The organism is Roseobacter sp. GAI101 (genome assembly GCF_000156335.1).
GTDB lineage: Bacteria > Pseudomonadota > Alphaproteobacteria > Rhodobacterales > Rhodobacteraceae > Sulfitobacter.
Map to the genome: position 1 here is coordinate 2,544,988 of NZ_DS999213.1, position 15,139 is coordinate 2,560,126.

The 15,139-nt window shown below is 57.8% G+C and carries 14 protein-coding genes; 5 read left to right on the forward strand and 9 right to left on the reverse strand.

Annotated elements, in window-relative coordinates:
• Positions 1–45: 45 nt before the first annotated feature.
• The 6 genes from RGAI101_RS11855 to cysQ form a co-directional block, all read right to left on the reverse strand.
• The gene (locus tag RGAI101_RS11855; protein ID WP_008227891.1) at positions 46–1,188 is read right to left on the reverse strand and encodes a glycosyltransferase; all 1,143 of its coding nucleotides are present in this window, start codon (positions 1,186–1,188) and stop codon (positions 46–48) included.
• A 55-nt stretch (positions 1,189–1,243) separates the two neighbouring features.
• Positions 1,244–2,227 (reverse strand): UDP-glucose 4-epimerase GalE, encoded by a 984-nt coding sequence (galE, locus tag RGAI101_RS11860; protein WP_008226537.1) that lies wholly within the window; start codon positions 2,225–2,227, stop codon positions 1,244–1,246.
• Between the two features lie 20 nt (positions 2,228–2,247).
• Positions 2,248–3,141, reverse strand: a complete 894-nt coding sequence (gene galU / locus RGAI101_RS11865; protein ID WP_008227681.1) for a UTP--glucose-1-phosphate uridylyltransferase GalU — start codon at positions 3,139–3,141, stop codon at positions 2,248–2,250.
• Between the two features lie 102 nt (positions 3,142–3,243).
• Positions 3,244–4,488: a glycosyltransferase family 2 protein gene (locus RGAI101_RS11870; protein ID WP_008228616.1), complete on the reverse strand. Its 1,245-nt coding sequence runs from the start codon at positions 4,486–4,488 to the stop codon at positions 3,244–3,246.
• Positions 4,485–5,285, reverse strand: a complete 801-nt coding sequence (locus RGAI101_RS11875; RefSeq protein ID WP_008227910.1) for a 3-deoxy-manno-octulosonate cytidylyltransferase — start codon at positions 5,283–5,285, stop codon at positions 4,485–4,487. Before RGAI101_RS11875 ends, RGAI101_RS11870 begins: the two co-directional genes overlap by 4 nt.
• Entirely contained in the window at positions 5,285–6,082 is a 798-nt protein-coding gene (gene cysQ, locus RGAI101_RS11880; protein ID WP_008225370.1) for a 3'(2'),5'-bisphosphate nucleotidase CysQ, read from the reverse strand. The genes RGAI101_RS11875 and cysQ overlap by 1 nt, the downstream gene beginning before the upstream one ends.
• Positions 6,083–6,196: 114 nt before the next feature.
• Here cysQ and RGAI101_RS11885 point away from each other — a divergent pair, with 114 nt between their 5' ends.
• Positions 6,197–7,021 (forward strand): ABC transporter permease, encoded by an 825-nt coding sequence (locus RGAI101_RS11885; protein ID WP_037228105.1) that lies wholly within the window; start codon positions 6,197–6,199, stop codon positions 7,019–7,021.
• A gap of 2 nt (positions 7,022–7,023) precedes the next feature.
• Here the strand turns inward: RGAI101_RS11885 and RGAI101_RS11890 are convergent, their stop codons facing one another.
• Positions 7,024–7,626: an alpha-ketoglutarate-dependent dioxygenase AlkB family protein gene (locus RGAI101_RS11890; protein WP_008228574.1), complete on the reverse strand. Its 603-nt coding sequence runs from the start codon at positions 7,624–7,626 to the stop codon at positions 7,024–7,026.
• Between the two features lie 209 nt (positions 7,627–7,835).
• On the opposite strand from RGAI101_RS11890, the gene dnaK reads away from it, so the two are divergent.
• The 4 genes from dnaK (at position 7,836) to RGAI101_RS11910 (ending at position 12,480) form a co-directional block, all read left to right on the forward strand.
• A complete protein-coding gene (dnaK, locus tag RGAI101_RS11895; RefSeq protein ID WP_008225169.1) occupies positions 7,836–9,743 on the forward strand; it encodes a molecular chaperone DnaK in 1,908 nt (635 codons plus the stop codon).
• A 77-nt stretch (positions 9,744–9,820) separates the two neighbouring features.
• Positions 9,821–10,975, forward strand: coding sequence for a molecular chaperone DnaJ (gene dnaJ, locus RGAI101_RS11900; RefSeq protein WP_008228220.1), 1,155 nt, complete (start codon positions 9,821–9,823; stop codon positions 10,973–10,975).
• Positions 10,976–11,068: 93 nt separating this feature from the next.
• Positions 11,069–11,827, forward strand: a complete 759-nt coding sequence (radC, locus tag RGAI101_RS11905; RefSeq protein WP_008229363.1) for a RadC family protein — start codon at positions 11,069–11,071, stop codon at positions 11,825–11,827.
• A 65-nt stretch (positions 11,828–11,892) separates the two neighbouring features.
• A complete protein-coding gene (locus tag RGAI101_RS11910) occupies positions 11,893–12,480 on the forward strand; it encodes a hemerythrin domain-containing protein (protein ID WP_037229484.1) in 588 nt (195 codons plus the stop codon).
• A 3-nt stretch (positions 12,481–12,483) separates the two neighbouring features.
• On the opposite strand, the gene RGAI101_RS11915 is transcribed toward RGAI101_RS11910, so the two are convergent.
• Together RGAI101_RS11915 and RGAI101_RS11920 are read right to left on the reverse strand one after the other, a co-directional pair.
• A complete protein-coding gene (locus tag RGAI101_RS11915; protein WP_008228143.1) occupies positions 12,484–14,046 on the reverse strand; it encodes a substrate-binding domain-containing protein in 1,563 nt (520 codons plus the stop codon).
• An 18-nt stretch (positions 14,047–14,064) separates the two neighbouring features.
• Positions 14,065–15,072 carry a hypothetical protein gene (locus tag RGAI101_RS11920; protein WP_008225445.1) on the reverse strand — a complete coding sequence of 336 codons (1,008 nt, stop codon included), beginning with the start codon at positions 15,070–15,072 and terminating at the stop codon, positions 14,065–14,067.
• Positions 15,073–15,139: the final 67 nt, after the last annotated feature.

Below are 15,139 nucleotides of genomic sequence, written 5' to 3' on the forward strand. Positions count from 1 at the left end.
GGGTATGTCTAACTTTTTACCACGATCGTCCCGTAACGCGAGACATTATCCACGCATGCTTAACACCGTGTTGAAATGCTCATCCCATGTCGGGGCCTTGAAGCCCGTTGGAATGTTTGCCTGATCGTCACCCTTTGCCCAAGATCGTATTGTTGTTTCCCAGTGATACTGGTCAGAAACCCTTGCGTAAACAGGCATTTGGCCCAAAAATTCACGCAGCACTTCCAAATCGTTGCACAATACACGCGTACCGAGAACCAAAGATTCAACAGGCGGCAGGCCAAAGCCCTCGGCCACGGACGGAAAAAGGGAACCTGCGGCGTCCCGTACCAGCGCCGCCAGGGCGGCATCCGACAAGGCAGGGATTTCACGCACCGGCCCCGCAGGGTCAAGCGCATCAAGCCGGTCAAAAACCGCATCGTTGTTCCAGCCGCGACTGCCACATATCAGCAGCGGCGGCGCATCGGGGCCAAGGTTTTCCCAAATATCAAGAAGGAAACCATGGTTCTTTCGCGGCTCGATGGTGCCGACGGTAACAAAATAAGGCCGGTCCGGCGGCAGCCCAACGGGGAGATCGGCAGCATCGGGTAGAGGCGCGACTGTCCCCAGATGGGCAACAATCCCTTCCGGAACAGCACCCCAACCCGCCATGTGCGCCTGCGCCCGACGCTGCGTATCAGCAGAGTTGTAAATCACCAGATTCGCATATTGCCGCACCCGCATCAGCTTTTCGCGAAAAGGTTTGACCGTTCCGGGACGTTGAAATTGCGGATACTCCAACGGGATGACGTCATGCACCAGTACGTTGGCGTGGATGCCAGCGGCCTTGACTGCAGATAACACTCTGTCGGTCAGGTTGCTGTGACCCACATTAAAGTATGCGCAATTGTCCGGAAGGCGGCGCAGTAACGCGCGCAGACGCCACGGCGCGGCGCGGGCGATGGCCAGTTTGCGAAAATCAGCCTCGGCGCTTTTGCCCGCAGCACTGCGCCCGCGCGAAAACCGCGACAGGCCATCGGGGGCTCCCCAAGGGGTGTGCCCCGCCGTCCGGTCCTGAACAGATTGCAAGCCGGCACGGTCCAGCAAAAGATAGCCAAACGCGGTCCGGACCATTCCAAAACAGGGGGTATCATCGGACAGAAACCGCGCCAGATAGGCCAGTTCAACACGGTCGACACCCGTCGCCATACGCCCTGCGCGCCGCAGGGTCCGCGTCAGATCCAGCAGCCGGGCGGGCGGTGCGTTATGTGTCGTAGTGGCCAGTTTGATGCCATCTCCACGCGTCTGAGATCATTTCGGACAGTGTCGATCGTTTCGGATTCCAGCCCAATTCTGCCACAGCGCGGGAGGATCCCGAAACCAGTTTCGTGCAGTCGCCCGGCCGCCTGTTCCCTTCGATGATCGGGACGGCGCGGTTTGTCACCTCACGGCTGTGGGTGATCACCTCGCGCACGGAAAAACCCGATCCGGTGCCAAGATTGAAGACCCGGCCACCCTTTCCGTCCAGAAGCCATTGCAACCCCAGTACATGCGCATCGACCAGATCACAGACATGGACATAGTCGCGAATACATGTGCCATCAGGTGTGTCGTAATCGGTGCCAAAGACCGTCAGTGCATCGCGTTTGCCGTCGATGGCATCCAGCATCAGCGGGATCAGATGAGTTTCAGGACGGTGGAATTCGCCCACCTCGCCTTCGGGGTCGGCACCCGCCACGTTGAAATAGCGGAAAATCACGGACTGCATTCCATGCGCCACGTCGAAATCCCGCAGGATGTCTTCGATGGCGCGCTTTGAGGCTCCGTAGGCGTTGATCGGGTGTTGCGCGCTGTTTTCGTCCAGAACGACATTGTCCTGATCGCCGTAGGTCGCGCAGGTCGACGAGAACACGAAATTCAGGCAACCTGCCTCTGCCGCCGCCTCGATCAGGTTCAATGATCCTTCGACGTTATTGCGCCAATACAGGCCCGGTTGCGTCATGCTGTCACCGACCTGGCTTAGGGCTGCGAAATGCATGACGGCAACGGGCTGATATTGCGCAAACGCCGCGTCGATCTGATCGCGGTTCAGAAGATTACCCTCGACAAAGGGTCCGAATTTCACCGCATCGCGCCAGCCGGTCACCAGATTGTCAAACGTCACAGGCGTGAAACCGGCTGCCGCAAGCGCCTTACAGGCGTGCGACCCGATATAGCCCGCACCGCCTGTTACCAATACGTTTGTCATGTGAATGCCTTTGCCAGACCCTATTGGGCCGCCTTATCAATCTGCATGACATCCTGCAAATATGCATAAAGGTCATCGCGCAGCTCTTCGCGGGCAAGGCCGAAGGACACAGTCGCCTGCAAGAACCCGGACTTCGACCCGCAATCAAAGCGCTGGCCCTTGAAGCGGTAGCCAAACACCTCGTGGCCTTGGCTCAGCTCAGCCGCGATGGCGTCGGTCAACTGGATTTCCCCACCGGAACCGGATTTCAACTGGTTGAGGTTCTTCAAGACGTTCGGCGACAGGATATAGCGACCGATGACAGCCAGATTCGAAGGCGCTTCTTCGGGTGCGGGCTTTTCGACCATGCCCTTGATCTTGACCATCTCGCCGCGATCTTCGTCAACGTCCAGCATCCCGTAAGAAGACGCGCGATCGGGATTAACCTCCATCGCGGCAACCATGTTTCCGCCGGTTTCATTATAGGCTTCGACCATTTGCTGAAGGCAGGGTTTTTCCGCTGCGATCACGTCATCGGGCAGGATCACCGCGAAAGGTTCGTCGCCAATCAAACGGCGCGCGCACCACACGGCGTGCCCCAGACCCAAGGCCTTGTGCTGGCGGATATAGGCGATTGCGCCGCTGTCCATATTGGTATTCTTGAGGATCTGCAGTAACTCGGTCTTCTTTTTAGCGCGCAATTCCTGTTCAAGCACAGGGGAATGGTCAAAGTAATCTTCCAAGGCACCTTTGCCGCGCGAGGTCACAAAGATAAATTCCTTGATGCCGGCAGCGCGGGCTTCGTCAATGGCGTACTGGATCAACGGGCGATCCACCAATGTCATAATTTCCTTTGGAACCGATTTGGTCGCCGGAAGAAAACGCGTTCCCAAGCCAGCCACCGGAAAAATCGCTTTGGTTACTTTTTTGCCCATCAGTCGTCGTCCCTACGTCATTCTAATTCATTTAACCCTGCACAAAATGCAAAGCACTATATTCTTTTCTTTTAAAAGAGCTTTGTTCGAAAACTAAGTTAGCTATTTGGTTCTTTCATGGCCAAAGCCTCTTTGTGATGCAACGCGCGCGGTTTCCCGTTCGCGCTTTTTCCGTCTCGTCAGTATTCTAATTGTTGGTTCATTTCGATTAACTTTACCAAATAGGCCACCCTTTTGCACCCAGAATCCTTGCGCGTCAAAGCCAAGCTGATGAAACATCGCCGTAGGTGACAGGATAAGCAAGGTTACGATGCGCCCTGCCGCAACCTGGGCCTCTGCACGGGCACGATCTTGCCGAGCGCGCGCGGGCCTGCTGAGGATCATGATGCTTTCGCGCGCCACAGAGGGAAACGGCAAGAAGGGTTTCAAGGCGTGTTTAGGCAAATCGGGCGACGCCAGGGAACGGGTCAAGCCGTCAGCATGACCAAGATCAAGGCGCTTCATCAGGCGGCGGATATCGCGCGGTTCAAGATGTCCGGACTGCATCAGGCGCAGCAACCGATGCCGCTGCTCAAGACGCAAGCCTTGCCACAGTCTTTCACGGTCCGCCTCGGGGACGTGCTTGCGGTGAAACACCGCCCAGCTTGCCCCGATATCGAATAGGTCCGTCGGCACACGTGATGCGGTGCGCATACGGTTTTCGGCATAGCCGTGGTGGACTTCGGCCAAAGGCACCAGCGCCGTGGCGTGACCCACCCGTGCGAGCCGCATGTTCAGATCGGTTTCATCCAGAAAATAATGGAACGCCGGGTCAAAGCCGCCCAATTCAATCAGCACATCGCGACGAAACGCCATATTAGTGCCTTCGGTCTTGATCGCGCGGCCTTTGGGTGGGGTCATCACCGCCGCCTGCTGTCCGTCCAGAGCTAGGGCCTGCGGCCGGCCCGTTTCGTCCAGACTGGCGGACGTCCATTGGAAAGAAATCCCGTTGCGCCCCCGGACATAGCCCCCCATGGCGGCAACATCCGCCCGCGTCGCAGGCGCAATCAGATGGCACAGCCACATCGGTTCGGGAACAGCGTCATCATCGATGAAGGCAATAACCTCACCTGCCGCATGGGTCAGGCCAAGGTTGCGCGCGGCGGAGATGTTGGGCTGATCGAACGGCACCAATTTCAGATCGGATGCAAACGGCAGGGTTTCGGCCGCCGCAATGCCATCCGGATCAGCGACCACGACGACCTCGAAGTTCCAGTATTGAAGTTGCGAAATGCCCGTCAGGGTGCGTGTCAGGGACTGTGGTCGCCCACGACTGACGATCACGACACTGACGGGCAGATCATTCATTCCAAGCCCATTTGCGCCATCATCGCTTCGATCTTCAGCACGTCTTCGGGGTTGTTCAGCTCCCAGAACTGGCGGTCTTTCGCGTCGACTTCGACGCAAAGCACCGTGTGGCCGTTTTCCATAAAGCGCAGCTGTTCCAGCCCTTCGAGCTGCTCAAGCGGGCCTACTGGCCAGGCGGGATAGGCCGCCAAGGCATCGGGCCGATACGCATAAACGCCGACATGGTGAAAGACGGGGGTCATTTCATCCTCGGCATAGGTTTTTGACGTAAAGGGGATCACCTCTTTTGAGAAATACAGCGCCTTGTGATCCGTGGCAAAAACCGACGTGGTGCCGCCGACACGGCCAGCCTTGCGATCTGCCAGAAGACTGTTCAGGATCGCCCCATCACAGCGCAGTACAGGTGTCGCAATCCCTGCGTTAGGGTCGCTTTTCAGACCCTGTACAAGGCTTTCAACAAACCAGTGGGGGGTCAGCGGCGCATCGCCTTGCAGGTTGACGACGATATCATATCCGCCACCCAGCACCTCATGCGCCTGTGCGCAGCGTTCGGTGCCATTGGCACACTCGACCGAGGTCATGACCACCTCGGCCCCGAACGCCTCGGCGGCATCTTTGATGCGATCATCATCGGTTGCGACAACGACACGGTCGACACCTTGCACCTCGCAAGCCGCCAGCCAGCTGCGTTCAATCAGGCTGCGCGACGTGCCGCCTGATCCTTTCAACAGTGCCAGCGGTTTTGCCGGATAACGGGTCGAAGCATAGCGCGCCGGAATGACGATGAGGACAGACATCAGGACGCCTTCAAATCAACGCCCGGCGCATAGGCGATAAAGAACGGGTTGGCGAAATCGGCCTTGCCGTATTTGAGCGGTGTCAGATCGTCGTAACGCACCACTGCGCCGCCTGCCCCGTTCAGCACAGCATGACCTGCTGCGGTATCCCACTCCATCGTGCGACCCAGACGCGGGTACAGATCGGCCTCGCCCGTCGCGATCAGACAGAACTTTAGCGATGATCCGGCGCTGGTCATGTCGCGCACTTGGTACTTGGCGATGTAATCGTCGGTCGCCTGATCGCGGTGCGATTTCGACGCAACGACCATCAGCGCCGCATTGTCAGGATCAGAGACTGAAATCGACGTGACCGGACCCATTTCATCCTTGGGGAAAGCACCCGCTTCCTCGACGGTTTGACCGTCTGCAAGGGTATAGAACATCCGTCCGCGCGCCGGGGCATATACGACGCCACGGGTCGGCACGCCCCCTTCGACAAGGGCGATGTTCACGGTGAAATCGCCACGACGATTGATGAATTCCTTGGTCCCGTCCAACGGGTCCACGATCAGGAACGTGTCGCCGGTCACGGAATGGGTATCGGACTGCTCTTCGGTCACAAGCATCACGTCGGGAAACGCGGCGCGCAGACCGTCAGAGATAATCTTGTCCGCCGCCTCGTCTGCGATGGTCACGGGGCTTTCATCGGTTTTGGTTTTCACTTCAAAATCGTCAGAGCCGTAAATTTCCATGATCTTGTCACCTGCCTCAAGCGACAGACGGCGCATCACCGTCACCAGCCTTTGATAATCCATATTGTACCGAGCCCTTTAGATTTGTTGATTACTTTGCTGAATACCCTTATGATTGCCGCTTAACGGAACAGCAAGAATTCCGTGCAAAGACTCAGCTCGAAGAGGCCACGCCAGATGTTTCAGCCCAGTCGTAGTTCGCGCGGCCCGCTTGGTACGGCCATCAACATGGCAGAGCTGGTGTATCATTCGGTCGTCAGATCGGTCCGCAAGCAACACAACAACGCCTTTGCCGCGATCGGGATCAACATATTGCAGGCCGTCATATTTGTTGGCGTTTTCTATGTGATGTTCACGATGCTTGGCATGCGTGGCTCTGCGATCAGGGGCGACTTTGTCATCTACATCATGACCGGTATCTTCTTGTTCATGATGCACACGAAAACGGTTACCGCGGTCGCAGGGTCCGAAGGGCCGGCAAGTGCCATGATGCAACACGCCCCGATGACCACGATGATTGCGCTGGCGGCGTCCGCATTGGGGGCGCTGTATATTCAGATGCTGTCGCTGGTCATGATCATGTCCGTCTACCATCTGGCGTGGAACCCCGTCGTGATAAACGACGCGCCCGGCGTTCTTTTCATGATGATGGTGTCATGGGGCACCGGCGTCTCGGTCGGCATGGTTTTGTTGGCGATCAAACCGTGGGCCCCGTCTTTCACGACCATCTTCACGTCACTGTACCAACGGGCCAACATGGTCGCGTCCGGCAAGATGTTTCTGGCGAACAGCCTGCCGTCTTTCATGATTGCAATGTTCGATTGGAACCCGCTGTTCCATATCATTGACCAGGCGCGCGGCTATGCTTTCATCAATTACAACCCGCGCTACAGCAATTGGGAATATGCGGTCTGGGTCGGCGTCGTGCTGATGGTGATAGGGTTGATGGGTGAATTTTACACGCGCAAACACGCCTCTGCCAGCTGGAGCGCGCGCCGCTGACGTTATTCGACAACCCGTAGTGTCAGATTGATCCGCCCGCCTTTGGGCAGCAGCTTGGATGACCCTGCCCTGATCCGGTCGATGCCGTGATGGTGCAGCCGCGCTTCGCCGCCCATGACCACCACATCGCCCGATTGCAGCCAAATGCTGTCGGTCTTGCCGCCGCGCTTTTGACCGCCAATGCGAAAAAGACCTTCGTCGCCCAAAGATACGGACACAACGGGCCAGCGGAAATCGGCCTCGTCGCGGTCCTGGTGCATGCCCATCCTGGCGTCTGAATCGTAGTAGTTGATCAAACAGCACTCCGGATGCCTTTCCAGCCCCGTCAGTCTGTCCCAGATCGCCAGCGCCGCGTCAGGTATCGCAGGCCAGGGCGTGCCGTTCGGGTGCGTCGGCGCATAGCGGTACCCCTCGGCGTCGGAGTACCAGCCATATTTTCCCGCTGACGTCATGCGCACCGACATCTTCTGCCCGCCCGGCGTGACGGGCCGGAAAAACGGGGCCGCCTTGACCACCGCCCGGACACCGTCCAGCAGCACCAGTTGTTCAGCGCGATCCAGCAACCCTTTGTGGATTTCAAAGCCGCGCAAACGCAGAACCGTCATTTATTTGCCCTTCTTTGCCTGATTACGGAAAAATCCACACAGATTCTCCAATTCCTTTCTCATGCAACGGTTGCAGGGTCCAGAACTGCTCCTTATATACCCATCGAACCGCTGAGGGCACACCGCCTTTGGCTTCACAGATCGGGGCAAAGGTGCCGGAATGGGCCTGCGTTTCGTGTCATCGCCTTAACTCAATGAGGGATCAAATCATGGCCAAAGTAATTGGTATCGACCTGGGAACCACCAACAGCTGTATCGCCATCATGGACGGCAGCCAACCTCGCGTCATTGAAAACGCGGAAGGTGCGCGCACAACACCATCGATCGTCGCATTCACCGATGACGAACGTCTGGTCGGCCAACCGGCCAAGCGGCAAGCGGTTACGAACCCAGAAAACACAATTTTCGGCGTTAAGCGCCTGATCGGTCGTCGCAATGACGACGTGGATCTGGCCAAGGATAAAAAGAACCTGCCGTTCAAAGTCATCGACGGCGGCAATGGCGACGCATGGGTCGAAGCCAAGGGTGAGAAATACTCCCCTTCGCAAATCTCTGCGTTCATCCTTGGCAAAATGAAGGAAACAGCTGAATCGTATCTGGGCGAAGAAGTTACCCAGGCGGTCATCACTGTTCCTGCCTATTTCAACGACGCCCAGCGTCAGGCCACCAAAGACGCGGGCAAGATTGCCGGTCTGGAAGTGCTGCGGATCATCAACGAACCGACAGCAGCCGCGCTGGCCTACGGTCTGGACAAGAAAGAAACACAAACCATCGCGGTCTATGACCTTGGTGGCGGTACATTCGACGTCACGATCCTCGAGATTGACGATGGTCTGTTCGAAGTGAAATCCACCAACGGTGATACGTTCCTGGGTGGTGAAGACTTTGACATGCGCATCGTGAACTACCTTGCGGATGAATTCAAAAAGACCAACGGCGTTGACCTGACTCAGGACAAGATGGCGCTTCAGCGTCTGAAGGAAGCGGCGGAAAAGGCCAAGATCGAACTGTCGAGCGCAAGCCAGACAGAGATCAACCAGCCGTTCATCTCGATGGGCAAGGACGGTTCGCCGTTGCACATGGTGATGAAGCTGACGCGGTCCAAGCTGGAACAGCTTGTTGGTGACCTGATCAAATCCTCGATGAAGCCATGTGCCGCCGCGTTGAAAGATGCCGGTATCACCGCATCCGAAATCGACGAGGTTGTCCTGGTCGGTGGTATGACCCGCATGCCGCGCGTCATCGAAGAAGTAACCAAGTTCTTCGGCAAGGAACCCCACAAGGGTGTGAACCCTGACGAAGTGGTTGCCTTGGGTGCCGCCATTCAGGCCGGTGTTCTTCAGGGTGATGTTAAGGACGTTGTCCTGCTTGACGTGACGCCTTTGTCGCTGGGTATCGAAACATTGGGCGGTGTCTTTACCCGTCTGATCGACCGCAACACCACGATCCCGACGAAAAAGTCTCAGGTCTTCTCGACCGCCGAAGACAACCAGAACGCTGTGACCATCCGCGTGTTTCAGGGCGAACGCGAAATGGCCGCCGACAACAAGATCCTTGGCGCGTTCAATCTGGAAAGCATTCCCCCCGCACCGCGCGGCATGCCCCAGATCGAAGTGACCTTTGACATCGACGCGAACGGCATTGTCGCCGTTGGCGCGCTGGACAAAGGCACAGGCAAGGAACAAAAGATCACGATCCAGGCCTCTGGCGGTTTGTCCGATGCCGACATCGAAAAGATGGTCAAGGACGCCGAAGACAACGCCGATGCAGACAAAGAACGTCGCGCGCTGATCGAAGCGAAGAACCAGGCGGAATCGCTGATCCACTCGACCGAAAAGTCCGTGGAAGAGCATTCTGACAAGGTTGATCCTACAACCGTCGAAGCGATCGAACTGGCCATCGCGGCCCTGAACGACGAGCTGGAAACCGACAACGTCGAAAAGATCAAGTCGGGCATCCAGAACGTCACGGAAGCGGCGATGAAACTGGGCGAAGCCATCTACAAGGCCGCACAGGACAGCAATGAAGACGTGGCCGAGGCAGCAGATGCACCGCACGGCGATGACGACATTGTTGATGCCGATTTCGAAGATCTGGACGATAACAAGCGCGCGTAAGCGTGCCATTGGAACCACTGATGGGGCCGGTCCGCTTGCTGGGCCGGCCCCGCACGTTCCAGCGTAGGAGTTAATCCATGGCCAAACGTGACTATTACGAGATCCTCGGCATTGCCAAGGGTGCGTCCGCCGACGAGATCAAAAAAGGCTACCGTACCAAAGCCAAGGAATTGCACCCCGACCGCAATTCGGACAATCCCAATGCCGAGGCACAATTCAAAGAAGCCAACGAGGCTTACGAAGTTCTGAAGAGCCCCGATAAGAAGGCAGCATATGACCGGTATGGTCATGCCGCATTCGAAGGCGGCATGGGCGGCGGCGGACAACGTCCCGGCGGCGGCTTTGGCGGCGGGCAAGGCGATTTCTCGTCTGCGTTCTCGGACGTATTCGACGACCTTTTCGGTGATTTCATGGGCAACCAGCGGGGTGGCGGCGGCCGTCGTGCGGCCCGCGGTGCCGATCTGCGCTACAACCTTGGCATCACGCTCGAAGATGCGTTCAAGGGAATGCAAAAGTCGATCAACGTACCAACCTCGATTGCGTGCGATTCATGCAACGGGTCCGGTGCCGAAGGCGGTGCGGAGCCGACATCCTGTCCCACCTGTTCGGGTATGGGCAAGGTCCGCGCACAGCAAGGTTTCTTTACCGTTGAACGCACCTGTCCGACATGTTCGGGCATGGGCCAGATCGTCAAGAACCCGTGCAAATCCTGTCGTGGTGCCGGACGTGTTGAAAAAGACCGCACGCTGTCGGTGAACATCCCGGCAGGCGTTGAAACCGGCACGCGCATCCGTCTTGCCGGCGAAGGCGAAGCGGGCATGCGCGGCGGCCCGTCGGGTGATTTGTATATCTTCATCGAAGTCCAAGATCACGAACTGTTCGAACGTGACGGCAGCAACCTTTTCTGCCGCGTTCCCGTATCGATGAGCACCGCCGCCCTTGGGGGCAGCATCGAAGTGCCCACCATCGACGGCGGTCGCGGCCGCGTGCAAATCCCGTCCGGCAGCCAGTCAGGCCGCCAGATGCGCTTGCGTGGCAAGGGCATGCCGCCATTGCGGGGCGGTGGTACCGGCGACATGATCATCGAACTGGCCGTAGAAACGCCGGTAAACCTGACCAGCCGCCAAAAGGAATTGCTGCAAGAGTTTGAGAAGGAATCCGAGAACAACAATCCGGAATCCAGCAGCTTCTTTTCCTCCGTCAGATCCTTTTGGGATTCGATGAAAGGCTGACATTGGGTGGGGCGTTTGCCCCACCTGATTTTTCTCATATCTTTCACCCAAGAATTAACCCCATCGTAACCAAGATTGGGAATTCTTCGGGATATGGGAAAGAACAACTCTTTAGCTGAACCGGTATTTCCGTTCCTGCATGACGAGGCAGTAGAAACAGTGCCCGTTTCGGGCAAACAGCCGTCCTATATCGCCGATCACCGCCAACGCCTGCGCGCGCGTTTCATGCAAGGCGGGGCCGGGGCAATGCCAGATTACGAATTGCTGGAACTGGTCCTTTTTCGGGCGATCCCACGGCGCGACGTAAAACCCCTTGCCCACGCGCTGATGGATCGTTTTGGCGACTTCAACCGCGTTATCACCGCGCCCGAAGCACGGTTGCGCGATGTTACGGGCGTCGGCGACGCCGTGATTGTTGAACTCAAGATCATCGAAGCCGCGGCCCACCGTCTGGCGCGTTCAAAGGTGATGCGCCAGCATGTCGTATCCAGTTGGGATGCGCTGCTGGATTACTGCCACACCACGATGGCCCACCGCGAGACTGAACAGTTTCGCGTCCTATACCTTGACCGCAAGAACGTCATCATTGGCGATGAGGAACAAGGCAAAGGCACTGTCGACCACGTGCCTGTCTACCCCCGCGAAGTCGCTAAACGCGCCCTTGAACTGAACGCAAGCGCGTTGATCCTGGTGCATAATCACCCCTCGGGCGACCCGACACCGTCGCAGGCCGATATTGACATGACGCAGCAAATTCTTGGGGCCTGCACCGCCCTTGGCCTGACCTTGCACGACCATCTCATCATCGGAAAGTCCCGCGAACTCAGCTTTCGATCGGAAGGGTATCTTTAAACGCGCGCCGGCTGTTCAGATTTGCGGAATTTACCTGCCCCGACATCTGGACTATGTCCGTAGACATGTCTGATACACCCATTCAAGCCACGTTATCCCTGACCGAACGCGACGGCCTGCCCGATGCACTACGCAGCCTGATCAAGGCCTATCCACGAAACGGCTGGGAACAGAACGCAAATTATTCCCAGTTGATCGCCTTTTGGCTGGACCGCCATCTGATGTTTCGCCGGTTGCTCGACCAGCTCGATACAGACGTGAAGGCAGCCCTTGACGGAAACGAAGCGCAAGACGGTTACAAGCGCAAGCTTAGCCGGTTTGGCGGGATGCTGATCAACCAGTTGCATGGGCATCATCAGATCGAGGACGCACAGTATTTTCCGGTTATGACGCGGCTGGATACCAGCGTCGCACGGGGCTTTGATATTCTGGACGCGGACCATCACAGCCTTGATGGCATTCTGTCGGACCTTGCAAACACCGCCAATGCAGTCTTGCAGTATCAAGGCAAGCAGCCCGGCTTTGTCGATACAGCCGCAGCGATGAAGGGCCGTCTGGACAGATTTCGCCCCTTGCTGAACCGGCATCTTGTCGATGAGGAAGAATTGGTCGTCCCCGTCCTGTTGAAATACGACCCGCCACAGTTTCGCTAGGGTCTAGCGCACCCACACCTCGACCCGGCGGTTCGCTTGACGGCCCCAGGCGCTGTCATCGCAGGCCATCGGCATTGCCTCGCCAAAGGCGTCAACGTCGAGCGTCACGCGGTCCAGGTTGGCAGTCACGGCAGCTTTGATCACGGCACGGCGGACGGCTTCGGCCCGGCGCAGCGCGATTTCGCGGTTAGCGCGGCCAGCCCCGTCACCATCACTGAACCCCACAAACAAAAGACGCCGGGCATCGTACTGCCCGATCTCAAGCGCACGGGCGAGTTGCTGGACGTTGGACCGCGATTGAGCATCCAGCCGGATCGACCCCGCTTCGAAGCGGAAAGACGTTGAAAGCCGCGCCATCGGCTTGAGGGTTGCAGTCATCCGCTGCAATTCCTCAAGGGTGACGTCCGCCCCTGCGACGGTGATCGCGTTGGTGAAACGGTTGCCCTGATCTTCGATAGGGATTTCTTCGGGCGTCTGATCTACAAAGCCGGCGCGGCGGATGACGATCTGCGCCGTAGGGCTGCGGGTGAAGGACAGAAATTCACGCGCGGTTTGGGGCAGACGCCGCGCGGGAAAGTACAGAAACATCGGCGCAGTCAAAGGATAGTCTTCGGTCTTGATCGCACGCCGCGACACATCCAGCGCAAAGCCGCAGGTGCCTGTCAGGGTCAGGACCGACATATCGCGCTGCTCGGCATAGCTGGTGATGCCGATGGCAAAGGGGTCCTTGGCCACGGCCTCTGCCAGATCGGCAGGAAACGCGTGACGCGTAACCGTTTCGGCCAGATCCAGACCCGCCGGACGTAGCACCTGATCGGTGATCGCCTGCGCAAGACCGCTGCTGTCATCGGGCAGGTGCATATCAATCGGGGCATCCGGCCCGCCCAAGACGTTCCAGTTGGTGATCTGCCCCGCAAAGACCCGCGCCAGCATCAACGGGGAAATGCCGCGCACCGGGTTGGACGCGGAAACCACGGGTACCACGGCATCCAGCGCCAGCACGCGGCTGCGGTTCGGGCCAGTCATATCGCCCAACCCCGCCTCGCGGGCGCGTTGCCGTTCATCGGGTCGCATTTCGCGCAGGGACATCACGATGTCCGCCTCGTCCGCCAGCAAATCGGCAAAGCCTTCGTCAGTGTTGCTGGCACGAAACATGAAACGCGCAACGGTCTTGTTGGTCTTCTGATCGACCAGCACAAAGGTAAAGCTGTTTTCATCTTCGTCCTGACGGGTGGCGCTGTACCCGTTGCGGGCGGCAAAGGCGTCGATCAGGGCGGGCATCAGGATCTTGCCCATCGTCGCAGAGCCCGACAGCCAAAGTTCGGCAACGAAATTCTCGAGGTTGGGACAGCCCGGTCCGGCACAATCAACGCCCGACCCATCAATGGTCAATTCGCCGTATTCCGTCTCGACCCGATAAAAGGTGCCGTCGAACCCCAAAAGCGTACCGCTAAGTTCAATTTTGCCATCCCTCGAGGTCAGCGCGACGTCTTGCGCCGCTGCAAATTGAACCCCTTGAAACAGGAAAAGTGCGGCGCATACCGCCGCACGTACTAACGTGATCATGTGACCCCAGATGTTGCCTTAGTTGCTGGCAACCTTCAGGTCTTGCAGCAGATTATTCAACACCAGAAAGCTACCCACGGCATCACAATCTGGCACGGCAAGGCTCAGGTCCTGGGTCTTGATCCCTTTGGCACCGCGCATCTCAAGAGACCGGGCTTCAATCTCCTGACCGCAATTGGCTGTGATGACTTCCGCTTCGATGCTTAACGCAACGCCGCCATCCGTGGCTTCCATACCCGAGGGGAACGTATAGACCTCGGCCAGCAAGGGGTCGGCGACGCCAAGATCACCGTTCATGATCATGAAACCACCCTCGCCGGTGATGGCCGATGCGATATCGCGGGGTTTGCCGGACCAGACATGGCCCGTGCCATCATAGTCCGACCCGAATTCAAGCGCATGAAGCTGGAATCCGGTCTCGCCTCTCCACTGCAAAACGACACGGTCAAAATCCGCAAGGTCTTCGACAGTGGCGCGGGCCACAGCGCCATCGCCGTTTCCGAAGGCAAAGACGAATTCAGCAGTTTCAGCCAGCGCCGGTACATTGATATCAAGCATACCCGTGCGTGACGTGGTCTGGGTAAAGATCATGCCGTTATGGTGAACCGTGACCCGTTCGTTCGGCAGACAGGGGGCTTCGAGCACGACATTTACCATCGCCGCAGCCATGGGCCGTGCGGTTGCGGTGACGGCACAGTCCGTCGCGCTGACGTGGGGGGATGCACCGGGAACAGGGGCGGCTACTTCGGGGGCCGCCGTTTTGACGACGTGGCTATCCATTTCAGGCAGACGGACGCTGTTTTGCAGATCACCAACGCCGAAATCAGCAGAGGTCAGGTTGATGTCCTGCACTTCGAGCAGGGTCGTTTCAGCGTCAAGCGCCTGAACATTATGCGCATGAACGGCGTCATCGGATGCAGCGCTGTTGCGCTCATTGGATGAACTAGAACCTTGCATCACAAACCCGATGCCAATCGCACAACCTAGCGTACCAACGGCAGTCATGATCTCTTTGATATGTGGCATAGGGGTGACCTCACTCGGATAAATCTCCGGTTAAGATCTTCGACAACCACGGCATGTGTGTGACCGA